The sequence below is a fragment of the Vibrio sp. DNB22_10_4 genome (assembly GCF_052879755.1).
In genome coordinates this window covers 56,145-78,703 of the sequence record NZ_JBNNXW010000002.1, presented here as the reverse complement: position 1 = coordinate 78,703, position 22,559 = coordinate 56,145, and the positions used below count along the sequence as shown (strand labels likewise).

Here is a 22,559-nt window from a genome sequence, read left to right as displayed (position 1 = left end):
TCGTTAAAAGATTAACTTTGAGAGAACTACTTGGTTTTCCGAGACGTCGGAAACCGCTACACCGGAAAATCAATTGGAGAAACAACATGGCAGTGAATGTAAATACAAACGTATCAGCGATGACAGCGCAGCGTTACCTAAACAACGCAAACCAATCTCAGCAAGCGTCAATGGAGCGTTTAGCTTCAGGTCATAAAATCAACAGCGCGAAAGACGACGCTGCGGGTCTACAAATCTCTAACCGTTTGAACGTACAAAGCCGTGGTCTTGATGTTGCTGTTCGTAACGCTAACGATGGTATCTCAATCGCACAAACCGCTGAAGGTGCGATGAACGAGACCACCAACATCTTGCAACGTATGCGTGACCTATCACTTCAATCATCAAACGGCTCTAACTCAAAAGCTGAGCGTGTTGCGATTCAAGAAGAAGTGACAGCGCTAAATGACGAGCTAAACCGTATCGCAGAAACCACGTCTTTCGGTGGTAACAAGCTACTTAACGGCACACACGGTACTAAGTCATTCCAAATCGGTGCTGACAACGGTGAAGCGGTTATGCTGAGCCTACGTGATATGCGCTCTGACAACGCACAAATGGGTGGCACTAGCTACCAAGCTGCTAACGCGAAAGACAAAGACTGGAGCGTAGCGGCAGGTGCTAACGACCTAACGATTGATCTAACAGACAGCTTTGGCGACGCACAATCTATCACCATCAACGCGAAAGAAGGTGATGACGTTGAGCAACTAGCGACGTACATCAATGGTCAAACTGACATGGTGAAAGCGTCTGTTGACCAAGACGGTAAGCTACAAGTATTCGCTGGTAACAACAAAGTTGATGGCGCAGTAGCATTCTCTGGTGGTCTAGCAAGTGACTTAGACATGCAAGCAGGCCAAGCGGTAACAGTAGACACGATTGATGTAACATCTGTTGGCGGCGCGCAAGAATCGGTTGCTATCCTAGACTCAGCTCTAAAATACGTGGACAGCCACCGTGCAGAGCTTGGTGCATTCCAAAACCGCTTCAACCACGCAATCAACAACTTGGATAACATCAACGAGAACGTGAACGCGTCGAAGAGCCGTATCAAAGATACTGACTTCGCGAAAGAAACGACGGCGATGACTAAGAACCAAATCCTATCGCAAGCATCAAGCTCAATCTTGGCGCAAGCGAAACAGGCGCCAAACGCGGCACTTAGCCTACTGGGTTAATCAAATACCTAACCAGTTATACAAACCAGAGCTTCGGCTCTGGTTTTTTTTCGCCCTTTTAACGCTCCCATGATTTCTCCCAGCCTTAGTCATTTCCTACTGTCAATACGCCTGGCTTATCACGATCAAACTCACATTTATTCAATCAATTGAATTTGCGATAAAAAAAACACATTTTTTTTCTAAAGCTTCTAAATGAATCGCCGTTACAGGGATTGAGAGAAATGAAATCAGATGTGCCAACGTGAGGTGAGAGACACAGAGGCCATCTACCCCTAAATGCCTAAGGAGATCAATATGGCAATTAATGTAAACACTAACGTGTCTGCAATGACCGCCCAGCGTTATCTGAATACCGCTGCGGAAGGTACACAAAAATCAATGGAGCGTTTGTCTTCTGGCTATAAAATCAACAGCGCAAAAGATGACGCTGCGGGTCTACAGATTTCTAACCGTTTGACGTCGCAAAGCCGCGGTCTAGATATGGCGGTGAAAAATGCGAATGATGGTATTTCTATCGCGCAAACTGCAGAAGGTGCGATGAACGAGACCACCAATATCCTGCAACGTATGCGTGACCTATCGCTTCAATCTTCTAACGGCTCAAACTCAAAGTCAGAGCGTGTTGCTATTCAAGAAGAAGTAACTGCGCTTAACGACGAACTTAACCGTATCGCAGAAACTACCTCTTTCGGTGGTAACCGTCTTCTTAACGGTACTTACGGCACACAATCTTTCCAAATCGGTGCCGACTCTGGTGAAGCAGTAATGCTTTCTATGGGTAACCTACGTTCTGATACAGCTGAAATGGGTGGTAAGAGCTACGGTTCAACAGTCAGCGCAGACGCAGATTGGGCTGTTGGCACAGGCGCTAACCTGACGATGTCTTACACCAACAAACAAGGCGACGCTGTTAGCTTAGATATCACCGCAAAAGAAGGTGATGACATCGAGCAGCTAGCGACGTACATCAATGGTCAAAGTGAAGATGTGAAAGCGTCTGTTGGCGATGATGGCAAACTGCAGCTTTACGCTTCAACGCAAAAAGTAACGGGCGATGTGACATTTGGTGGCTCTCTAGCTTCTGATCTTAGCATCGGCGCGGGTCAAGATGTGACAGTGAAAGATATCGATGTAACATCGGTAGCTGGCGCTCAAGAAGCGGTTGCAGTGCTTGATGGCGCACTTAAGAGTGTTGACTCTCAGCGAGCTGAACTTGGTGCTTTCCAAAACCGTTTCAACCACGCAATCAACAACCTTAGCAACATCAACGAGAACGTGAATGCGTCAAACAGCCGCATTAAAGACACGGACTACGCAAAAGAGACGACGTCTATGACTAAGAATCAAATCTTGCAACAAGCAAGTACATCGATTCTTGCTCAAGCGAAACAGTCTCCATCGGCGGCACTTAGCCTACTAGGCTAATTTCGTCGTAGACCTTAGGCAGGTTGGTTGGCGGTAACATCCCTTTACCGTCAACTTCCAATTTCAATGTTATTGCTCAACAAGAAGTACCTTTGTTGGAGTTGGACAATATGAGGTTAGAAACGGGAGAGCGAGAATGGACATTTCATCCTACGCATCGAACCTTCAGCCTTTTGCCTCATCGAGTGGCACAGAACTTGCTTCAAAAAATACTAAAGATGCCGCCTCGCAACAGCTAACGACCGAGAATAAAGAGAAATCTCAGTCGGTTGACGAGGTCAATAAAACCGAGACGCCGGAGCTGACTAACAAGAAAGCCACCGAAGTCATTCAACGCATTGCCAACGAGCGACAGCAACTTAATGATGTTGAGCGCGAGAAAATGGTCGAGCGACTGGATAAATTTTTAAGCGACATGAATACGGGATTAGCGTTTAGTGTCGACGAAGAATCTGGACGCAACATTTTCACGGTGTATGCCAAGGAAACGGGGGATGTGATCCGCCAGTTTCCGGATGAAGAACTGCTCGACGTTTTACGCCGCATCGAACAGCATGGCTCGTTAACCATAGACATGCTGGTGTAATGCCTGACTCAATTGAGTTCAGGTGGGTATAGATTTGAAGTAGTTTGGTGAATAATGGGCCCGATAGGGATGTCATCTGGCATGGATATCAATTCCATGGTGAGCAAAATCGTCGATGCGGAGCGCATACCAAAGCAGCAACGTATTGATTTTGAACGCGTAAAAATTGATACCAGTATCAGTGCCTATGGACGGCTCCGAGAATCACTCGATACGATGAAAAACCTGATGGCAAATTTTCGTCAGGAAAAAGCGTTTGCACTGCGAAGTGTAAACAGCACTGAAGAAAATATTGTCACAGCCACAGCGACCACAGATGCGATCGCTGGCAAATACGCTGTCGATGTCTTGCAGCTTGCACAAAGCCACAAAATTGCCTCAGATGTCATCCCTGATGACACGCGATTTGGGCCGGGTAAGCTGCAAATTTCCCTTGGCGACGAGCAATTCGATTTATCCCTTCGTAAAAATTCCAGGCTCACTGATGTGGTGAGAGCCATCAATGGCGCCAGTGACAACCCCGGCGTTCGAGCCTCAATCATTAAAGACCGTAATGGACCAAGGCTCATTGTTGCCTCTGATCAATCTGGTGCTGAGAAGGCGCTCACGATTGGCGTTGAAGCTGAGCCAGGCAATGATCTGTTCCGTTTTGAGTTCAAAACCATAGAACAGCGCGTGCGCGATCTCGAACAAGCGCAAGCAGAAGCGTTAAGTGTACTTGGCTTGCCGCCACAAGACGGTGAACAAGGGCAAGCTGTAGGTGAGGCTCAAGAGTCTCTGCCAGGTGAAGAAACCGGCGATGGTCAAACCGTTGATGGGAAAGCGGCTGAAGACACGCAAAGTGCCGAGCAGGCAGCGCAAGAAGGCGAAGCCAATCCCGAAAACCCTCAGGAGGCAAATTCTGGCCGCCCTGAAGATACCATTCCTGGTTGGACCGAAACGGCGTCTGGCACCCTAATGGATTCCTATCAAGCTCCAGAACCTGAGCTTGATGAAAAAGCGATTGAAAAATCGAAACAAGTTCCGGGTTGGTCGAACACCGCCTCTGGTACCTTAACCGACTCTTACGTCACCCCTGAAGAGGCGCAAGCCAAACTCGAAGAGGAGCTTGCCGCTGAGAAAGCGGCGATCGCGAAGGCCGTGGCCGATGGCGATATGACGGAAGAAGAGGCCAAAAAACTAGAGCGCGAAAAACTGTCGCCAGAAGAGCGCGAACGGTTAGAAAAAGTCGAGGCAATCCAGTCAGAACTCGCTGAAGCTCAACGTTCAATGCAAATTTACATGGGGATGTCTGAAGTCCAATCTGCGCAAGATTCGGTCGTCCTTCTTGATGGTGTTGCTGAGCTCTCTAGCCAAAACAATGTGATTGAAGATGCGATTGAAGGTGTCGACTTAACCTTAAAAGGTACCACCAAACCTGGCGAGCGAGCGGCCGAAATCGGCGTTGAGTACGATAGAGATAGTGTGCGTGCCGACATCGAACAGTTCGTCAATGCTTACAACCAGTTCTTCCAAGTCTCTCAGGACTTATCCAAAGTTGACCCGACCACGGGAAGAGCAGGGCCACTCGCGGGTGACAGTATCGTACGTAGCGCCGATTCCAGGCTAAAAAGCGTATTTTCAAGCAGTGTCGAAGGCGCACCAAAAGATCTGCAATCCCTCACTGAGTTCGGTATTACCACGACACGGGAAGGGCGTCTTGAAGTTAACTATCAACTGCTTGATAAGCAGCTCAACAATAACTTTGGCAATTTAGGTGATTTCTTTGGTGGTAATAACGGTTTTGCCAAGAAGGTCGAAGATGCCATTCATAGCATGACGGGAATGACCGGCTCTATCCGTACTCGAGAGAAGAGTTTATCGGAGCAAAACTATCGCCTCAATGACGACCAAGCTTCGCTAGACAGGCGTATGGAAGGCATTGAAAAGCGAACCCAAGACAAATTCGCCGCGATGCAAGATGCGACCGGAAAAATGCAGGCGCAGCTTGCTGGCATGATGAATGCACTATCATAATGTTTATCCGTACGGAGTTAATTAAATGCTTATTTTCAATGAGTTAAGTGATTTAGATCACCGTTTATTATCTCTGATAGAAAATATTGACCCAGAGACTGAAGAAATTCATCAGTTGGTCGATAAAAGAGAACAGTTAATCAAAACCATTATTGATGTCTGCAAAAGGAATCCGAACCTGCAGCAAAGTGCTCAGTGGCAGCATGTGGTCGAGTCGACTCACCATATTGCCCAGCTGATGGAATCAAAAACGGAACAACTGGGACAGTCGTTAAGAAAATACCGACACGGTAAACGTTCCTTACAGCAGTACAAAAAATTTATTTGAGAGGATAGTGATGCGTGGTTCATTGCAAGCATACAAGAAAGTTTCTGTAGACAGTCAGTTGACGGCTGCCTCACCGCACAAAGTTATCCAAATGCTGATGGGTGGTGCTATTGAAAGGCTAATCCAAGCAAAAGCAGCGATGGAGCAAGGCAACATTCCTGTAAAAGGTGAGCGTATTGGTAAAGCTCTCGACATCATTATTGCCCTGCGTAGCTGCCTTTCTATGGACGATGGTGGCGATATCGCTAAAAACTTAGATCAATTGTACGAATTCATGATCGGTCAGATTACCGAGGCAAACCATGAAAACAACCCGCAGCCAATTGATGACGTAATTGAGATCATCCGTGAAATCAAGTCAGCGTGGGACCAAATCCCTGCTAACTATCACAACCTAACTGCTCAAGAAGTAGGTATTTAAGCGGAATAAACCTCTTAAACTGGCGGTGTGTCAGTTGCCTTCTTATATTAATGCCAATAGAATAGACGCCATTCTTAGCCTAATGGCGCTTTTTTTGTACCTAAGCATCTGTTTTATAAAACTCTTATGACGTTTATAAAGCGCATTTTTCGCACGAATTGTGCGGCTGTGTGCAGATGAATAGGTTGACTTACCAAGGCATTATTCCTGACACATGCAAGACTTAGCTAAACTTCTTGTTATTGCTGACGACTCGCAAGTGCGCAATAACCTTCAGACTATCCTTGAGTTTGTAGGTGAGCACTGCGTTGCAATTTCATCGAGCGACATCAATCAAATTGATTGGACTCAGACCTGGTCTGGGTGCATCGTCGGTGCACTGCAAAGCGCGACCCTCTCCAACGCCTTGCTGGCTCAGCTTGCTGTGTCAAATCACATCCCACTCCTTGTCACTAGTGAGTTTACGGGCGCTGTTGAATCACTGACCAGTTTTGTTGGTGAACTTGAATTCCCGCTCAATTACCCGCAGCTCAGCGATGCTTTGCGTCATTGCCGCGAGTTTTTGGGGCGTAAAGGCGTACAAGTCCCATCCGCGACGCGCAAGAATACCCTGTTTCGCAGCCTAGTTGGCCAAAGCTCTGGTATCCAAGAGGTTCGCCATCTAATTGAGCAAGTCTCTGGTTCCGAAGCGAATGTGCTGATTTTAGGTGAATCGGGTACTGGTAAAGAAGTGGTGGCGCGCAATATTCACTATCATTCCAGTCGTCGCAAAGGCCCGTTTGTACCGGTTAACTGTGGTGCAATCCCACCAGATCTGCTGGAGAGTGAACTGTTTGGTCACGAGAAAGGGGCGTTTACCGGTGCAATTACTGCACGTAAAGGGCGCTTTGAGCTCGCTGAAGGCGGCACTCTATTTCTCGATGAAATTGGCGATATGCCAATGCCAATGCAAGTGAAGCTTCTGCGTGTACTTCAAGAGCGAGTATTTGAACGTGTTGGCGGTACATCAGTGATCAAGGCTAATGTTCGCATTGTAGCGGCGACGCACCGCGATCTTGAAACCATGATTCAAGAGACTCAGTTCCGAGAAGATCTCTACTATCGCCTAAATGTGTTCCCAATTGAGATGCCATCACTTCGTGAGCGCAAAGACGATATTCCACTGCTACTTCAAGAGCTTCTAGCACGCATGGAAGCGGAAGGTGGTCAACCAATCTGCTTTGCACCGCGCTCAATTAACTCATTGATGGAGCACGATTGGCCCGGCAATGTTCGTGAACTCGCTAACCTAGTAGAGCGTATGGTGATCCTGTATCCAAACAGCCTAGTTGATGTAAACCATCTTCCGGTGAAGTATCGCTACAGTGACATCCCGGAATTCCAACCAGAGATGAATACACTCAAGACCATCGAAGAGCAGGAGCGAGACGCACTGGATAGTATCTTCTCAGATGACTTCTCTTTTGATGATGAACCTGAGTTTGACTCACAACATGCGCCTCAGTCACTGCCTCCAGAAGGTGTGAACCTGAAAGAGATGCTGGCAGATCTTGAAGTTAATATGATTAACCAAGCGCTGGATGCGCAAGATGGCATCGTTGCTCGTGCGGCTGATATGCTGGGTATGCGCCGTACCACCCTAGTTGAGAAAATGCGTAAGTACGCCATTCATCGCTAGGTGTTCATCGCTTTCTCTTCACCAGACAGAGTAAATTTGACGCAGCTCACGCTTGAAAATTGACGACAAATAATTGACGCCACTAAGTGTCTGAAAAACAACAAATATAGCTCGGCATGTCTTTTGCATGGTCGGGCTATAGTCTTTTATGGGCTTACGTATTTCTACGAGCAGTATTAATGGAAGGAAAGCCTCGTACATGAATCAGATGGTCAACGAAACCTCGCAGTCTGAACCTGAATCCAGTTCGCACTTAGATTCTCTTGAGTCACAAGTTGAGCGTTATCAGCAAGTCATTGAAGCGATGCCCGCCGGTGTGATTTTGCTCGATAGCCAAGGGGTAGTGCGTGAAGCGAATCCAGAAGCACACCGCATTCTCGAGATCCCGCTAGTGGGTCAAAAGTGGTTTCATCTTATTCAAGTCGTATTCGACCCAAAAGAAGATGACGGGCATGAGGTATCTTTGCGTAATGGCCGCAAAGTACGTTTGGCTATTTCAGCGTCATCGACTGGGCAACTGATCCTGATTACCGATTTGACGGAAACTCGTTTATTGCAATCACGGGTCAGTGATTTGCAGCGACTGTCGTCATTGGGGCGCATGGTGGCTTCATTGGCACACCAGGTTCGCACGCCGCTATCGAGTGCAATGCTATATGCATCAAACTTAGCCGCACCGAACCTTCCACAAGCGACGCGCGAGCGTTTTCAAGTCAAATTGGTCGATAGACTGCATGATCTCGAAAAGCAGGTTAACGACATGCTACTGTTCGCTAAGGGCGGCGACAACAAGGTGATTAAGCCATTTACTATTGGTGATCTGGTTGCCGAATATCAGCCTATGGTCGAGACAACGCTTAAAAGCAATCAAATCGACTACTGCTTGGAAGTCGAACAAGAACAGACACCGCTGTTAGGCAACGTGAACGCGCTAGCGTCAGCACTGAGTAATCTAGTGCTTAACGCGGTGCAAATTGCAGGCAAGGGCTCTCAGGTCGATGTTTTCTTTAGACCGGTAAATAACGAGTTGAAAATCTCGGTACAAGACAGCGGCCCTGGTATACCGAAAGAGCTACAACAAAAAATCATGGAACCATTTTTCACCACACGCTCTCAAGGCACGGGTCTTGGACTTGCTGTGGTGCAAATGGTGTGTCGTGCCCATGAGGGACGATTGGAATTAATATCAGAAGAGGATGATGGTGCTTGTTTTACCATGTGCTTACCACTGGCAAAAACACCGTCGGATCAAGAAGTAACGGACGAAGGACATAACTGATGGCTCAGAGCAAAGTATTGATCGTTGAAGATGATGAAGGTCTTCGCGAAGCATTAGTCGATACGCTGGCGCTTGCTGGCTATGAATGGGTTGAAGCGGATTGCGCGGAAGATGCGTTAGTGAAACTAAAAACGCAACCTGTAGACATAGTGGTTTCTGACGTTCAGATGGCTGGCATGGGTGGTTTGGCGCTGCTTCGCAATATCAAGCAGCACTGGCCGAATCTGCCTGTTCTTCTAATGACGGCATACGCCAACATTGAAGATGCCGTAGCAGCAATGAAAGAAGGTGCTATCGACTACATGGCGAAGCCATTTGCCCCTGAAGTTCTGCTCAATATGGTTAGCCGTTACGCGCCCGTTAAGTCGGACGACAATGGCGACGCTGTGGTAGCGGATGCGAAAAGTATTCAGTTGTTGACCCTCGCGGAAAAAGTGGCCAAAACCGATGCCAGCGTGATGGTGCTGGGTCCAAGCGGCTCAGGTAAAGAAGTAATGTCTCGTTACATTCACAACAAGTCACTGCGTGCTGATGGTCCCTTTGTTGCGATTAACTGTGCAGCCATCCCAGACAACATGCTAGAAGCAACGCTGTTTGGTTACGAAAAAGGTGCCTTTACCGGTGCCATCCAAGCTTGTCCGGGCAAGTTTGAACAGGCGCAGGGCGGCACTATTTTGCTTGATGAAATCAGTGAAATGGATCTTAATCTGCAAGCAAAACTGCTGCGTGTTCTGCAAGAACGCGAAGTAGAGCGTCTTGGAAGCCGTAAAAGTATCGCTCTTGATGTTCGTGTTCTAGCAACCAGTAACCGTGACCTCAAACAGTACGTTCAAGAAGGCAACTTCCGTGAAGACTTGTATTACCGTCTTAACGTGTTCCCAATTGCGTGGCCTGCGCTGCGCGAGCGTACGGGTGACATCGCGCCTCTCGCTCGCCACTTAACGGAGCGTCACTGTAAGAAATTAGGTATGCCGGTGCCAGAGTTTACTGAACAAGCTTTGGCGAAACTGCAAAGCTACCCTTGGCCCGGCAACGTACGTGAGCTCGACAACGTGGTGCAGCGCGCTCTGATTCTTTGTGATCAAAGCCAAGTTGCGGCTGAGCATATTTTGCTTGAAGGCGTGGATTGGCAAGATGCATCGAGCCTACAAATAGCAGTATCCGACCCAGTATCCATCGCTACTCCAATGGTTGCTCCGGTAGCCGAAGTCGAGTCTGAACTGGCTCGTCCGGTGGCGAGTGGTGAAGGACTTGGCGGCGAGCTTCGTGACCAAGAGTTTGCGATTATCTTAGACACATTAAAAGAGTGTGAAGGTCGTCGCAAAGAGATGTCAGAGAAGCTGGGCATCAGCCCGCGCACTTTACGCTACAAGCTCGCTAAAATGCGCGATGCGGGAATTGAGATCCCTAGCTAAACGTCACAATTTATTTGACCTCGGTGCTGGTCAGCATCGGGGCAAGCGTGGCATAATTTTTGCTGTTTTATTTCAATCAACCAGAAAAATCAGATTTTAGAAAGGAAACTGTCAATTTATTGACAGGAGATGGTACAGCATGAAAGTTGACGGACTAAACCATGAAATGCAGGCGATGATGTTTGAAGCCTCAAACGCAAAGCCGACAGCGACCGCCCATCAAGTGGGTGCCAACTTTGGCGACATGTTGTCCCAAGCAGTGAATAACGTAAATGGTCTTCAAAAAACCTCTGGTGATCTACAAACTCGTTTTGACCGTGGTGACGCAGATGTCTCATTGTCAGACGTCATGATTGCTCGCAACAAGTCGAGTGTCGCTTTCGAAGCAACCATCCAAGTGAGAAATAAGCTCGTCGAAGCCTATAAAGAACTCATGAATATGCCCGTGTAATCTAGGTAATAATAAGTGGCTCAAGATAACCAGTCGACCGACGTCGCAGTCATGGACAGTGGTGCGGATACCGCAATGGTCTCCAGCACAGACATCGCAAGCGATAGTCAAAATCCTGACATTAATGAAAAAAGCAGCTCCAAGTTTGATTTGGCCGTCGGCGATCTCGATCTGCTACGACAAATTGTACTGGTGCTGTCTATCTCAATCTGTGTCGCTTTGATTGTGATGCTATTTTTCTGGGTCAAAGAGCCCGAAATGCGCCCACTTGGGGTATACGAAACCGAAGAATTGATCCCGGTTCTCGATTACCTAGATCAGAAAAAAGTCGCCTATAAGCTTAGTGGCAACTCTTTGAGCGTACCTGCAAGCGAATACAACAGCCTCAAACTCGATATGGTGCGTGCCGGACTTAACCGCTCGTCGAACGCTGGTGACGATATCTTGATGCAAGATATGGGGTTTGGTGTGTCTCAGCGTCTTGAGCAAGAGCGCCTCAAACTCAGCCGTGAAAGGCAGCTTGCTAAAGCCATCGAACAAATGAAGCAAGTGCGTACCGCGCGCATACTGCTCGCACTGCCAAAACAAAGCGTGTTTGTTCGCCATAACCAAGAAGCGTCTGCTTCGGTATTTTTGACACTGGCGATGGGGGCGTCTCTCAAACAGCAAGAAGTCGATTCTGTGGTCGATATGGTAGCGAGTGCTGTACCTGGTATGAAGCCATCACGCATTACCGTTACTGATCAGCATGGCCGTCTTCTTAACTCAGGCTCTCAAGATGCGACGTCAATGGCAAGACGCAAAGAGCAAGAGCTTGAGCGTAACCAAGAACAAGCATTGCGTGAGAAAATTGATTCAGTCCTTATCCCAATTTTGGGATTGGGCAACTACACCGCTCAAGTAGATATCGAACTCGACTTTAGTGCTGTAGAGCAAACGCGCAAGCGTTTCGATCCTAATACCCCTGCTACACGAAGCGAATACACGCTAGAAGATTATAACAACGGCAATGTGGTTGCCGGTGTGCCAGGTGCGCTGAGCAATCAACCGCCCGCCGATGCGTCGATTCCGACTGATGTGGCGCAGATGAAAGATGGTTCTGTGATGGGGCAAGGCTCAGTACATAAAGAAGCCACGCGCAACTTTGAACTCGATACCACCATTAGCCATGAGCGTAAACAAACAGGTGTTGTTAACCGCCAAACCGTTGCGGTTGCCATCAAAAACCGCGCGAAAGTCAATCCCGATACCGGTGAAGTGACTTACGAGCCGCGCTCTGAAAGTGAGCTAGCAGCACTGCGTCAAATTCTCGTGGGTGCGGTAGGCTTTAGTGAAAATCGTGGTGACTTATTGAATGTTCTTAGTATGACCTTCGAAGAGCCAGCAGCTGAGCTTCTGCCAGATGTGCCAATTTGGGAGCATCCAAACTTCAATGATTGGATCCGCTGGTTCGCAAGTGCGCTCGTTATCGTGGTTGTCGTGATGGTGCTCATCCGTCCTGCGATGAAGAAACTGCTTAACCCTGCCGCAGCAGAAGAAGACGAGCAGTTATACGGCCCTGATGGTCTACCGCTTGGTGCGGATGGAGAAACTAGCTTGATTGGCACCGATATCGACGGCAGTGAACTGTTTGAATTTAGCTCCGGCATTGATTTGCCGAACCTACATAAAGATGAAGACGTGTTGAAAGCGGTGCGTGCACTGGTGGCCAACGAACCTGAACTGGCTGCGCAAGTAGTGAAAAACTGGATGGCTGAGAACTAATGGCAAACGATATTGTAGCGGCCAATGGTGGCCAAATAGTGGAATCTAGCGTTGATATTTCCTCGATTGGTGGCGATGAAAAAGCGGCTATTTTGCTGCTGAGTCTGAATGAATCTGACGCGGCGAGTATTATTCGCCACCTTGAGCCTAAGCAGGTTCAACGTGTTGGTAGCGCAATGGCGAAGGCAACTGACCTGAGCCAGGATAAAGTCGGCGTTGTACACCGCGCATTTTTGGAAGACATTCAGAAATACACTAACATCGGTATGGGCAGTGAAGACTTCATGCGTAATGCACTGGTTGCTGCACTCGGTGAAGACAAAGCCAACAACCTGGTTGATCAAATCTTGCTGGGTACCGGTTCAAAAGGCCTCGATTCATTGAAATGGATGGATCCACGCCAAGTGGCGAGCATCATTCATAACGAACACCCACAGATCCAAACCATTGTACTTTCTTATTTAGAAGCAGACCAATCAGCCGAAATCTTGTCACAGTTCCCTGAACGTGTTCGCCTTGATTTGATGATGCGTATTGCCAACCTCGAAGAAGTTCAGCCGTCTGCATTGGCAGAGCTAAACGAAATCATGGAGAAACAGTTCGCAGGTCAAGCCGGCGCTCAAGCGGCCAAGATTGGCGGCCTGAAGGCAGCGGCCGAGATCATGAACTACCTAGACAACAACGTCGAAGGTATCCTCATGGATCAAATCCGCGACCAAGACGAAGACATGGCAACCCAGATCCAAGATCTCATGTTTGTGTTTGAAAACCTGATCGAAGTCGACGACCAAGGTATTCAGAAGCTGCTTAGAGACGTTCCACAAGATGTGTTGCAACGTGCACTGAAAGGTGCCGATGAAGGTCTGAAAGAGAAGATCTTCAACAATATGTCGAAACGTGCTGCTGATATGATGCGTGAAGACATCGAAGCGATGCCGCCAGTGCGTGTCGCGGATGTGGAAGCAGCGCAAAAAGAAGTGCTGACCATTGCAAGGCGTATGGCCGACAACGGAGAGCTCATGCTATCCGGTGGCGCAGACGAGTTCTTGTAATCCCAGTTAAAGGAAGGTTTGCCGATGTCTGGTGATCGAAAACGCGGCTTTTTACGCCCATCTGAAGATAACACTGTAGAGCAAGCTCACTCATGGGGCTTGCCTGATTACACCTCTCAAGTGACTCAAGAAGCCAGAGAAACGGCGCTTAACTACGACCCAAGCTGGACTCCACGTGAAGAGGCCGCTCAGGAAGAAGAGCCGTTGATGCTCACCGAGGAACAAATCGAGCAAATCAAACAAGGCGCTTACCAAGATGGTCTTTTCCAAGGCCAAGAAGCAGGCTTTAAGCAAGGATACGACAAAGGCAAAGAGGAAGGTCTTGCTGCCGGTCATAGCGAGGGTTTAGAGCTGGGTAAAGCGGAAGGCGTTGCAGCAGGTGAAGAGTACATCAAACAGCAAGTCGACACCTTCATGGAGTTAGCCAATCAATTCGCTAACCCGCTTGAGCTAATGAACAACCAAGTTGAAAAGCAGCTGGTGGACATGGTGCTGGCACTGACCAAAGAAGTGGTGCATGTCGAAGTTCAAACCAACCCACAGATCATCCTCGATACCATCAAACAGTCTGTGGAAGCTCTGCCTATCTTAGGTCATGCGATCACCTTAAAACTCAACCCAATTGATGTTGATATCGTGCGTGCCGCTTATGGCGATGATGAGCTAAACATTCGCAATTGGACATTGGCCGTTGAGCCGTCGCTCAATCGCGGTGATGTGTACATTGAAGCGGGCGATTCTAGCGTGAGTTACAAACTGGAAGATCGCGTTAAAAACGTTCTGCAAAGCTTTTGCGGCGCCAATCGCCACCAAGGGGGCGAGTAATGCAGCCGCTGGCTCAGCGACTGGCCAACTATAAGCTCGAAGGCCATAAATCCAGGGCGACTGCGTCAGGAAAACTGGTTCGTGTGGTGGGCTTAACGCTCGAAGCGATCGGTTGTAAAGCGCCTATCGGCAGCCTGTGTAAAGTGGAAACCATGCATGGTGATATGGATGCTGAAGTAGTTGGCTTTTCTGGCGAACATCTCTATCTAATGCCAAGTGAGCAAATCACGGGTGTATTGCCGGGGGCAAAAGTAACCCCAATGGCGTCGGAAACGGGTTTGCCTGTTGGAATGGAGCTTCTTGGTCGCGTCATTGATGGCGTAGGGAATCCACTCGATGGCCTAGGCGATATCTACACCGAAAAGCGCGCTTCATTTAATGCTGAGCCCATTAACCCATTGGCTCGAAAGCCAATTACTGAGCCTTTGGATGTTGGTCTTAAAGCCATAAATGGCCTGTTAACGGTTGGTAAAGGTCAGCGTATTGGTCTATTTGCAGGCTCCGGTGTGGGTAAGTCGGTGACGCTTGGCATGATGACTCGCGGCACGACAGCGCAGGTGGTCGTGGTTGGTCTCATTGGTGAGCGTGGCCGCGAAGTAAAAGAGTTTATAGAAGAGATTTTGGGTACCGAGGGACGTCAGCGCTCAGTAGTGGTTGCAGCTCCTGCTGATGCATCACCGCTGATGCGCCTGAAAGGCTGTCAAACGGCTTTGACTATTGCGGAGTATTTTCGTGATCAAGGGCTGGATGTATTGCTGCTCATGGACTCGCTAACCCGTTTTGCCCAAGCGCAGCGTGAAATTGCCCTCTCTGTTGGTGAGCCGCCAGCGACTAAAGGCTATCCGCCATCGGTGTTCGCTAAACTGCCCGCCTTGGTCGAGCGTGCCGGTAATGGTGACGTCAATCAGGGCTCGATTACGGCATTTTTCACGGTACTTACGGAAGGGGATGACCTACAAGATCCGATTGCCGATGCTTCGCGAGCCATTCTAGACGGCCATATTGTGCTATCGCGTGAAATGGCGGATGCCGGTCACTACCCAGCCATTGATGTCGAAAGATCGGTGAGTCGTGTCATGCCACAAATTACCGATGATCAGCATGTCCTGATGTCCAAAGCCGTGCGACAAATTCTGTCCGTTTGCCGTAAAAATCAAGATTTGGTATCGATTGGTGCCTATAAGCCGGGAACCGATCCGGCCATCGATAGCGCGTTCACCTTGAAGCCAAAACTCGATCAATACTTACAACAAAGTATGCGAGAAAGCGTGCCTTACGATATGTGCCTTGGCATGTTGAAACAGCTTCTGTCCGTAGAGTCGTAATTGTATGGAAAACGCCCTAGAATTTTTGCTTGAGCAAGCGAAAGATAACGAACAACAAGCCGTGCTGGCACTAAACAAAGCTCGCACTGAGCTTGAAGGATACTATCAGCAAGTTCAACAAATCGAGCAGTACCGACTCGACTATTGCAACCAGTTGGTCGCTCGCGGACAAGAGGGATTAACGGCTAGCCAATATGGACACCTCAATCGCTTCCTCACTCAGTTAGATGAAACACTTACTAAGCAAAAATCAGCCGAAGGGCATTTTAAGCAGCAAGTGGATGACTGTGAAGAGTATTGGCACAACACTCGCAAACAGCGCCAGTCTTACGAGTGGTTGATTGAGAAAAAAGCCAAAGAGAAAGCTCAGCTCGAAGCGAAGCGCGATCAAAAGCAAATGGATGAATTCTCCAATTTGTTGTTCGCCCGCCGTCGCCAGGCACGTTAATTTCCCTACCTAGACTTTCTGGCCTCCACTTTCCGACGAAACTAGGCATGATACTCGGTATAAAAATTGCATCGACCTGCCTAGAGAATATGGGCGGCAAGTTTCCGCCGAGTCAGCAACCTTTTTAAATAACGGGCGTAAATGGAATGAGTCTGTCGATTTCAAATAACAGCGTATCGAGTAGCGTGCTACCAAAGAGTGAAGGAAAAACTTCAGTCTCTGAGAGTGATGCGGCCGAAAGCCCGGGATTTTGGGATAAGTTCAAAGACGCGCTATCTCCAGAAAAGTCTGAAGCTGATCAAAAGGTTGAGGGCAGTGTAGCCAAATCAAAGACCAGCTCTCAGTCAACAGATGCCATGCTGGAAGATGCGGCAACGCAGACGAAATCCAGTAAAGAAGACTCCTCTGATGAAGAGGTATCTGATGTAAAAGCGGCAAAGACGGATAAGGTTGAGAGTGCTGCGAAGGGTGAAGACTCAGAGTTACCTGTCAAAAAAATGACAGATGAGGCAGCGCTGGCGGGTGCTACTCAAATTAACGCTGAAGAGTCCGCGGATTTAGCCGCAGCCAAGGCTTCATCAGAAAACAAGGCTTCAGCAGACCAGCCTGGCAACAATGCGACGAAAACTGGCGCAGATGCCGAGCAAGCCATGTCTGAAAATGCAGAACTGCTTTCGCGTCTAGACGAATCCAATAAAGCCCTAAAAAATCCCGTTGATGGTGAAACTGAGAAAGTTGCAGGCGCAGTAGCAGCAGGCGTTGTCGCTGCCGAGCAAGCGCAGCCTTCTTCGCAGACAGCGGAACAAATAACCTCTTCGCTAACTGGCGATAAGACAGAGCTAGCCAGTAAACAGGCTCAAGGTTCGAATACATTACTCGCGGCATCAGCGGCGGGTGCCCACGCTTCTGACGGTAAATTGACGCAAGCCTCTGAAGCTAAAACTCCGCTCGCCGCTGAAGGCGAGGGCAAGCCGCAAGCAAACATTGCTTGGAGTAAATCCGACGCGGAACTTGCCGCCAAATCAGAAGCGAAAGCAGCACTTACAGGTACTGCTTTGGCAGCGGATAAAATGCCGTCTGCAGCAACGTCTCAGGCTGGCACACTTTCTGCTGGCGCTGCTCCTCAAGCTGCCAGCCAACCCGCTGGTGAAATGGCCGCTGCCGCAGCGATGATGGCGGGTGGTAAAGAGCTTGGTGGTACCGATGCAACCAAATTAGGTTCGCCGATGGGCACGCAAGTGGCTGGGGCGAATATCAATGGAATTAAAGGCGCTAATAAAACTCAAAATCCGGCTAGTTTGGGTAATGACACCGCGCTACAAGCAACAGGCGCATTAACGGCGACCCAGCAATTGCGTGCTGAGCAGCAGACGCCCGCCGCCTCTGCGGTTCAATCACCAATGGTACTGACAAAAGAAAATGCCAGTGACCAGGTTGCTGAGCGTGTACAAATGATGATGTCGAAGAACTTAAAGCACGTCGATATTCGTCTTGATCCACCTGAGTTAGGACGCATGCAAATTCGCATGAGCCTTAACAACGATTCGGCAACGGTGCACTTTACCGTTCAAAACCAGCAGACTCGCGATATGGTTGACCAGGCGATGCCAAGGCTGCGTGAAATGTTGTCACAGCAAGGGATTCAGTTGGCGGACACGTCCGTACAGCAGCAAGGTCAGCAGCAGCGCCATGCGTCAAATGGGTCTGGTACGGGCGACTCTGGGAATAGCGCATCAAATGGCAGCGGTGACGTAGACAGTGTTGAAAATGGCACGAGCGTTGAAGTCGCAGTAAAACAGAATAATGATGGCATAAGTTACTATGCATAAAGTAAAAATTACGATGCATAAAGTAGAAGTGACTATGTCTAAAACAAAGTAACGCAGTAGTTGAAGAGTTATGGCTGAAGAAAGTTTACAACCCGCAAAAAACAACAGCAAAAAGATGCTGATTATTATTGTTGCCGCTGTCGTGGTACTACTTGGTGTCGGTGGTGGCGCATACTGGATTTTGAGCTCAGATGACACAGTGAGCGCATCATCGCCTACGCAAAGTGCTTCTGGAGGTGCTGCGGTACCTGTTGACCCGATTTCTTATGTCAATCTCGCCCAGCCATTTGTGTTTAATGCATCTGGCAAGCAGCGCGATCGTATGGTGCAGATCAAAGTTCAGCTTATGGTGCGTGGCTTAGATAACGAGAGCCAAGCGCGTTACCATTCACCATTGATTGAAAGCACTCTACTTTCAACGTTTGCCTCTGCGACGGTAGAGCAACTGCGCAGTTCGACAGGTCGTGTCGAGCTTCGTGATCAGGCGACCACTGATGTTCAAGCAAGCCTCAGCCAAGTAGTAGGTTCACCAGTGGTTGAGCGTGTGTTATTTACCGATTTTGTAATCCAATAGGTGCATTGTGACCGATTTATTAAGCCAAGATGAGATTGATGCGCTACTGCACGGTGTGGACGACGTTGATGAGGTAGAGGACGACCTGGGTCAGGATCCGGCTGATGTCGTCCATTTTGACTTCTCATCCCAAGACCGCATTGTTCGCGGTCGTATGCCAACGCTTGAGCTGATTAACGAGCGCTTTGCGCGCCACATGCGCATCAGCTTGTTTAACATGTTACGCAAAACAGCCGAAGTGTCGATTAACGGCGTTCAGATGATGAAATTTGGTGAGTACCAAAACACTCTGTACGTTCCGACTAGCTTAAACATGGTGAGATTCCGTCCACTAAAAGGTACGGCACTGATCACCATGGAAGCACGTTTGGTATTTATCTTAGTTGAGAACTTTTTCGGTGGAGACGGCCGTTTCCACGCCAAGATTGAAGGTCGTGAGTTTACGCCAACCGAGCGCCGTATCATTCAGCTGTTAATGAAAACGGTCTTCGAGGACTACAAAGAAGCGTGGTCGCCGGTGATGGGCGTTGAGTTTGAGTACTTAGACTCAGAAGTTAACCCGAGTATGGCGAACATCGTCAGTCCGACCGAGGTTATTGTGGTGAGTTCTTTCCACATTGAAGTCGATGGTGGTGGCGGTGACTTCCACGTTGTCATGCCTTATTCCATGGTGGAACCCATTCGTGAACTGCTCGATGCGGGTGTCCAATCCGATAAGATGGAAACCGACGTACGCTGGAGCAGCGCGCTGCGTGAAGAAATCATGGATGTTCCGGTTAACTTTCGCGTCAACTTATTAGAGAAAGATGTGTCGCTGCGCGATCTTATGGAGCTGCAAGCAGGCGATATTATCCCAATCGAGATGCCTGAGAACGCCACTATGTTTGTCGAAGATTTGCCAACTTTCCGAGTGAAGATGGGGCGCACTGGCGAGAAAGTCGCAGTGCAAGTGTCGGAGAAAATTCGCCGACCAGATGTAGTGAAAACTGACCTAGCTTTCCTTGGTAAAGACATCATGGCAGAGCTTGAGCACGTTGAAGGTTTAGACCAAGAATAATCAAACTGCGCAGGCGCGCGGTGCAACAGAATAACAGAAGTAGAGATAACCAATGACAATCAGTGATGACCAAAAATTAGCGGACGAGTGGGCAGCGGCACTGGGTGAAGATCCAATGGCGCCTGATGTAGATGTGGATGAAGTTCTGGCGGCGCCACTGGATGAGCTAGAAGATTCACCTGCACCAATTACTGATGATGAGCGTCGTAAGCTCGACACCATTATGGACATTCCGGTCACTATTTCGATGGAAGTAGGGCGTTCGCAGATCAGTATTCGTAACCTGCTACAACTTAACCAAGGTTCGGTGGTTGAACTTGACCGTATTGCAGGTGAGTCGCTCGATGTCATGGTCAACGGCACCTTGATTGCCCACGGCGAAGTGGTTGTGGTAAACGATAAGTTTGGTATTCGTTTAACGGACGTGATCAGTCAAACAGAGCGCATTAAGAAGTTGCGCTAATCAAATTTAGTGAATGGAATTAGGCTGATGACATTGAATCGATATTGGTTGTCCACAATAGGGGCGGCGCTGTTTATGACTTCTGGAATCGCGAATGCCGCGGCAGAAGTTTCAGCTAACGGCGGTTCGCCGTTTGATTTTGCTGCCACGCTTGGCTCACTCGTATTAGTGATTGCTGTGATCTTGGGTTTGGCATGGGTGTTAAAACGCATGAAAGTGCCCTCTTTGGTCAATCAGCAAGGGCTTAAGATTGTTCGCCAAATCCCTGTTGGTACCAAAGAGCGCATCGCGATCGTAGAAGCGGGTGAAGAGCAGTTTTTAGTGGGCATTACCTCACAATCGATTCAACTTATCTCAAAGCTTGAGAAGCCGCTTGAAGAGAGTGAAGTCTCTCAACCTGCATTTGCTAGTCAGTTGTCGAAAATCATGAAAAAGCAGACTCACAATGACTAACTCTATTCGACTTGTTGTTGTTTGTTTATTGCTGATTGCTGCGCCACTGTTTTCTGTTGGCGTGAGTGCTGCTGAAGAAGAGTTAGCAACGCCTATCTCAAGCTCTGCTGCTCCAAGTAGCAGCGTTACCGTCAGCGAAATGCGCAGCGACCGAGGCGCAGCCGGTGCAACCACATCCAGTGCCTTTGGCACGGGGCCTGGTATTCCAGCATTTACTATGACGACTAATCCAGACGGCAGCGAAGACTATTCGGTCAACCTACAAATATTGGCACTGATGACCATGCTAGGCTTCTTGCCTGCTATGGTGATTTTGATGACCTCCTTCACCCGAATTGTTGTGGTGATGTCCATCTTGCGCCAAGCAATGGGTTTGCAGCAAACGCCGTCCAATCAGGTGATCATTGGCATTGCCATATTCTTGACCTTTTTTATTATGTCCCCGGTGCTCAATCAGGTGAACGAGCAAGCTGTGCAGCCCTACCTCAATGAGCAGATCAGTGCCAAGCAAGCCTTTGAACAAGCACAAGCGCCCATCAAAGACTTTATGCTAAAGCAAACGCGCGTCAAAGATTTAGAGACCTTTGTTGAAATGTCTGGTTCAACCGCACAGAACCCAGAAGACGTTTCTATGGCGGTGCTTATCCCGGCCTTTATTACCTCGGAGCTGAAAACAGCCTTCCAAATTGGCTTTATGCTGTTTTTGCCATTTCTTATCATTGATTTGGTCGTGGCGTCCATTTTGATGGCAATGGGTATGATGATGCTGTCACCGATGATTGTATCCTTGCCGTTTAAACTGATGTTGTTCGTGCTGGTGGATGGATGGAATCTGATTCTTTCCACCTTGGCCGGCAGTTTCGCCTTGTAGCTGGAGTAGCATTATGACTCCTGAGATGTTTGTCGAACTGTTTAGAGATGCGCTGTGGCTGGTATTGCTGCTGGTTTGTGCCATCGTAGTGCCGAGCCTTTTAGTCGGTCTTGTTGTGGCTATCTTTCAAGCCGCGACTTCGATTAACGAGCAGACGTTAAGTTTTTTGCCAAGATTGATTGTCACTATTTTGGCACTGATGGCGTTTGCCCATTGGGGCACGCAGATGATGATGGAGTTTTTTTATGAAATCATCGAGCGTCTCCCATTGGTACTATGGTAAGCCCGCATGGAATACCCAGCGAGTGACGTCCTTGATTGGCTAACTAACTTCTTTTGGCCTTATGTGCGTATTTCCGCCATGTTGATGGTGATGTCCGTTACTGGGGCGAACTTTGTATCACCTCGCATTCGATTGTTCTTAGGGCTTGCGCTGACGCTGGCGGTGTCGCCTTCGATACCAGCCATTCCTCAAACCATTGAGTTGTTGTCGTTTCAAGGTTTCCTCACTGTCGCTGAGCAAATACTTATCGGTACGGCGATGGGCATGGTGACGGTATTTATGGTGCAGACCTTTGTTATGCTCGGCCAGATATTAGGTATGCAATCGAGCCTAGGTTTTGCTTCTATGGTTGACCCTGCGAACGGTCAAAATACGCCGGTGTTAGGTCAGCTATTTCTATTTCTCACTACCATGTTTTTCCTTGCGACCGATGGCCATCTTAAGATGATTCAACTGGTGGTGATGAGTTTTAAGACCTTGCCAGTGGGCTCGGGACATCTGTCCAGCGCGGATTTTCGCGAAATGGCTGGGTGGCTAGGCATTATGTTTCAGACCGCATTGAGTATGGCGCTGGCCGGTATTATCGCGCTGTTGACCGTCAACCTGTCTTTTGGTGTTATGACTCGTGCAGCGCCACAACTTAACATCTTCTCGCTCGGTTTTGCGTTTGCGCTACTTATCGGTTTGATGATCTGTTGGTACATTATGGCGGGGCTGTATAGTCACTATCAGCTCTATTGGTTACAAGTAGAAGGTCAGGTGTGTCGCTTGATCGATCTCGCGTGCTAGGGGA

At 48.6% G+C, this 22,559-nt stretch carries 23 protein-coding genes; all 23 read left to right on the top strand.

All coding sequences use genetic code 11. The annotated features are described in order from the left end of the window. The first annotated feature begins 86 nt into the window (after nucleotides 1-86). The 23 genes from ACVA6Q_RS08340 (at nucleotide 87) to fliR (ending at nucleotide 22,555) form a co-directional block, all read left to right on the top strand. Nucleotides 87-1,220 carry a flagellin gene (locus ACVA6Q_RS08340; RefSeq protein WP_353496749.1) on the top strand — a complete coding sequence of 378 codons (1,134 nt, stop codon included), beginning with the start codon at nucleotides 87-89 and terminating at the stop codon, nucleotides 1,218-1,220. Between the two features lie 297 nt (nucleotides 1,221-1,517). Next, nucleotides 1,518-2,648: a flagellin gene (locus ACVA6Q_RS08335; protein ID WP_353496748.1), complete on the top strand. Its 1,131-nt coding sequence runs from the start codon at nucleotides 1,518-1,520 to the stop codon at nucleotides 2,646-2,648. A 136-nt stretch (nucleotides 2,649-2,784) separates the two neighbouring features. Next, entirely contained in the window at nucleotides 2,785-3,234 is a 450-nt protein-coding gene (locus tag ACVA6Q_RS08330; protein ID WP_446647231.1) for a flagellar protein FlaG, read from the top strand. Between the two features lie 54 nt (nucleotides 3,235-3,288). Then, the gene (fliD, locus tag ACVA6Q_RS08325; RefSeq protein ID WP_446647230.1) at nucleotides 3,289-5,250 is read left to right on the top strand and encodes a flagellar filament capping protein FliD; all 1,962 of its coding nucleotides are present in this window, start codon (nucleotides 3,289-3,291) and stop codon (nucleotides 5,248-5,250) included. Nucleotides 5,251-5,275: 25 nt separating this feature from the next. Further along, on the top strand, nucleotides 5,276-5,578 hold the full coding sequence (locus ACVA6Q_RS08320; protein ID WP_446647229.1) for a flagellar protein FliT: 303 nt from the start codon (nucleotides 5,276-5,278) through the stop codon (nucleotides 5,576-5,578). 10 nt (nucleotides 5,579-5,588) lie between these two features. Beyond that, the gene (gene fliS, locus ACVA6Q_RS08315; RefSeq protein WP_112461804.1) at nucleotides 5,589-5,999 is read left to right on the top strand and encodes a flagellar export chaperone FliS; all 411 of its coding nucleotides are present in this window, start codon (nucleotides 5,589-5,591) and stop codon (nucleotides 5,997-5,999) included. A 214-nt stretch (nucleotides 6,000-6,213) separates the two neighbouring features. Further along, nucleotides 6,214-7,677 carry a sigma-54 dependent transcriptional regulator gene (locus tag ACVA6Q_RS08310; RefSeq protein ID WP_353496743.1) on the top strand — a complete coding sequence of 488 codons (1,464 nt, stop codon included), beginning with the start codon at nucleotides 6,214-6,216 and terminating at the stop codon, nucleotides 7,675-7,677. Nucleotides 7,678-7,885: 208 nt separating this feature from the next. After that, nucleotides 7,886-8,956, top strand: coding sequence for a sensor histidine kinase (locus tag ACVA6Q_RS08305; protein ID WP_446647494.1), 1,071 nt, complete (start codon nucleotides 7,886-7,888; stop codon nucleotides 8,954-8,956). Then, complete coding sequence (locus ACVA6Q_RS08300) at nucleotides 8,956-10,371, top strand: sigma-54-dependent transcriptional regulator (RefSeq protein WP_353496742.1); 1,416 nt, start codon at nucleotides 8,956-8,958, stop codon at nucleotides 10,369-10,371. Before ACVA6Q_RS08305 ends, ACVA6Q_RS08300 begins: the two co-directional genes overlap by 1 nt. A gap of 139 nt (nucleotides 10,372-10,510) precedes the next feature. Further along, complete coding sequence (gene fliE, locus ACVA6Q_RS08295; protein ID WP_353496741.1) at nucleotides 10,511-10,822, top strand: flagellar hook-basal body complex protein FliE; 312 nt, start codon at nucleotides 10,511-10,513, stop codon at nucleotides 10,820-10,822. 15 nt (nucleotides 10,823-10,837) lie between these two features. Beyond that, a complete protein-coding gene (fliF, locus tag ACVA6Q_RS08290) occupies nucleotides 10,838-12,586 on the top strand; it encodes a flagellar basal-body MS-ring/collar protein FliF (protein WP_418642040.1) in 1,749 nt (582 codons plus the stop codon). Then, complete coding sequence (gene fliG, locus ACVA6Q_RS08285; RefSeq protein ID WP_338164978.1) at nucleotides 12,586-13,638, top strand: flagellar motor switch protein FliG; 1,053 nt, start codon at nucleotides 12,586-12,588, stop codon at nucleotides 13,636-13,638. Before fliF ends, fliG begins: the two co-directional genes overlap by 1 nt. Nucleotides 13,639-13,662: 24 nt before the next feature. After that, the gene (gene fliH, locus ACVA6Q_RS08280) at nucleotides 13,663-14,463 is read left to right on the top strand and encodes a flagellar assembly protein FliH (protein ID WP_446647228.1); all 801 of its coding nucleotides are present in this window, start codon (nucleotides 13,663-13,665) and stop codon (nucleotides 14,461-14,463) included. Continuing rightward, on the top strand, nucleotides 14,463-15,788 hold the full coding sequence (gene fliI, locus ACVA6Q_RS08275) for a flagellar protein export ATPase FliI (protein ID WP_353496738.1): 1,326 nt from the start codon (nucleotides 14,463-14,465) through the stop codon (nucleotides 15,786-15,788). Before fliH ends, fliI begins: the two co-directional genes overlap by 1 nt. Nucleotides 15,789-15,792: 4 nt before the next feature. Next, a complete protein-coding gene (gene fliJ / locus ACVA6Q_RS08270) occupies nucleotides 15,793-16,236 on the top strand; it encodes a flagellar export protein FliJ (RefSeq protein WP_112480503.1) in 444 nt (147 codons plus the stop codon). A gap of 146 nt (nucleotides 16,237-16,382) precedes the next feature. Then, complete coding sequence (locus ACVA6Q_RS08265) at nucleotides 16,383-18,065, top strand: flagellar hook-length control protein FliK (RefSeq protein ID WP_446647227.1); 1,683 nt, start codon at nucleotides 16,383-16,385, stop codon at nucleotides 18,063-18,065. A 70-nt stretch (nucleotides 18,066-18,135) separates the two neighbouring features. Beyond that, nucleotides 18,136-18,639, top strand: a complete 504-nt coding sequence (fliL, locus tag ACVA6Q_RS08260; RefSeq protein ID WP_353496736.1) for a flagellar basal body-associated protein FliL — start codon at nucleotides 18,136-18,138, stop codon at nucleotides 18,637-18,639. A 7-nt stretch (nucleotides 18,640-18,646) separates the two neighbouring features. Then, nucleotides 18,647-19,696 carry a flagellar motor switch protein FliM gene (gene fliM, locus ACVA6Q_RS08255; protein WP_353496735.1) on the top strand — a complete coding sequence of 350 codons (1,050 nt, stop codon included), beginning with the start codon at nucleotides 18,647-18,649 and terminating at the stop codon, nucleotides 19,694-19,696. A 52-nt stretch (nucleotides 19,697-19,748) separates the two neighbouring features. Continuing rightward, on the top strand, nucleotides 19,749-20,159 hold the full coding sequence (gene fliN, locus ACVA6Q_RS08250; protein ID WP_042497033.1) for a flagellar motor switch protein FliN: 411 nt from the start codon (nucleotides 19,749-19,751) through the stop codon (nucleotides 20,157-20,159). Between the two features lie 27 nt (nucleotides 20,160-20,186). Beyond that, a complete protein-coding gene (gene fliO, locus ACVA6Q_RS08245) occupies nucleotides 20,187-20,612 on the top strand; it encodes a flagellar biosynthetic protein FliO (RefSeq protein ID WP_418642041.1) in 426 nt (141 codons plus the stop codon). Then, entirely contained in the window at nucleotides 20,605-21,483 is an 879-nt protein-coding gene (gene fliP / locus ACVA6Q_RS08240; protein ID WP_353496734.1) for a flagellar type III secretion system pore protein FliP, read from the top strand. Before fliO ends, fliP begins: the two co-directional genes overlap by 8 nt. Nucleotides 21,484-21,496: 13 nt before the next feature. Then, nucleotides 21,497-21,766 (top strand): flagellar biosynthesis protein FliQ, encoded by a 270-nt coding sequence (gene fliQ, locus ACVA6Q_RS08235; RefSeq protein ID WP_353496733.1) that lies wholly within the window; start codon nucleotides 21,497-21,499, stop codon nucleotides 21,764-21,766. Nucleotides 21,767-21,772: 6 nt separating this feature from the next. Beyond that, nucleotides 21,773-22,555, top strand: a complete 783-nt coding sequence (fliR, locus tag ACVA6Q_RS08230; protein WP_353496732.1) for a flagellar biosynthetic protein FliR — start codon at nucleotides 21,773-21,775, stop codon at nucleotides 22,553-22,555. The last annotated feature ends 4 nt before the right edge of the window (nucleotides 22,556-22,559 follow it).

Excerpts from the sequence above, each read along its gene's own strand:
- ACVA6Q_RS08340 (WP_353496749.1), top strand. The coding sequence starts at position 87 with ATGGCAGTGAATGTAAATACAAACGTATCAGCGATGACAGCGCAGCGT.
- ACVA6Q_RS08335 (WP_353496748.1), top strand. The coding sequence starts at position 1,518 with ATGGCAATTAATGTAAACACTAACGTGTCTGCAATGACCGCCCAGCGT.
- ACVA6Q_RS08330 (WP_446647231.1), top strand. The coding sequence starts at position 2,785 with ATGGACATTTCATCCTACGCATCGAACCTTCAGCCTTTTGCCTCATCG.
- fliD (WP_446647230.1), top strand. The coding sequence starts at position 3,289 with ATGGGCCCGATAGGGATGTCATCTGGCATGGATATCAATTCCATGGTG.
- ACVA6Q_RS08320 (WP_446647229.1), top strand. The coding sequence starts at position 5,276 with ATGCTTATTTTCAATGAGTTAAGTGATTTAGATCACCGTTTATTATCT.
- fliS (WP_112461804.1), top strand. The coding sequence starts at position 5,589 with ATGCGTGGTTCATTGCAAGCATACAAGAAAGTTTCTGTAGACAGTCAG.
- ACVA6Q_RS08310 (WP_353496743.1), top strand. The coding sequence starts at position 6,214 with ATGCAAGACTTAGCTAAACTTCTTGTTATTGCTGACGACTCGCAAGTG.
- ACVA6Q_RS08305 (WP_446647494.1), top strand. The coding sequence starts at position 7,886 with ATGGTCAACGAAACCTCGCAGTCTGAACCTGAATCCAGTTCGCACTTA.
- ACVA6Q_RS08300 (WP_353496742.1), top strand. The coding sequence starts at position 8,956 with ATGGCTCAGAGCAAAGTATTGATCGTTGAAGATGATGAAGGTCTTCGC.
- fliE (WP_353496741.1), top strand. The coding sequence starts at position 10,511 with ATGAAAGTTGACGGACTAAACCATGAAATGCAGGCGATGATGTTTGAA.
- fliG (WP_338164978.1), top strand. The coding sequence starts at position 12,586 with ATGGCAAACGATATTGTAGCGGCCAATGGTGGCCAAATAGTGGAATCT.
- fliH (WP_446647228.1), top strand. The coding sequence starts at position 13,663 with ATGTCTGGTGATCGAAAACGCGGCTTTTTACGCCCATCTGAAGATAAC.
- fliI (WP_353496738.1), top strand. The coding sequence starts at position 14,463 with ATGCAGCCGCTGGCTCAGCGACTGGCCAACTATAAGCTCGAAGGCCAT.
- fliJ (WP_112480503.1), top strand. The coding sequence starts at position 15,793 with ATGGAAAACGCCCTAGAATTTTTGCTTGAGCAAGCGAAAGATAACGAA.
- ACVA6Q_RS08265 (WP_446647227.1), top strand. The coding sequence starts at position 16,383 with ATGAGTCTGTCGATTTCAAATAACAGCGTATCGAGTAGCGTGCTACCA.
- fliL (WP_353496736.1), top strand. The coding sequence starts at position 18,136 with ATGGCTGAAGAAAGTTTACAACCCGCAAAAAACAACAGCAAAAAGATG.
- fliN (WP_042497033.1), top strand. The coding sequence starts at position 19,749 with ATGACAATCAGTGATGACCAAAAATTAGCGGACGAGTGGGCAGCGGCA.
- fliO (WP_418642041.1), top strand. The coding sequence starts at position 20,187 with ATGACATTGAATCGATATTGGTTGTCCACAATAGGGGCGGCGCTGTTT.
- fliP (WP_353496734.1), top strand. The coding sequence starts at position 20,605 with ATGACTAACTCTATTCGACTTGTTGTTGTTTGTTTATTGCTGATTGCT.
- fliQ (WP_353496733.1), top strand. The coding sequence starts at position 21,497 with ATGACTCCTGAGATGTTTGTCGAACTGTTTAGAGATGCGCTGTGGCTG.
- fliR (WP_353496732.1), top strand. The coding sequence starts at position 21,773 with ATGGAATACCCAGCGAGTGACGTCCTTGATTGGCTAACTAACTTCTTT.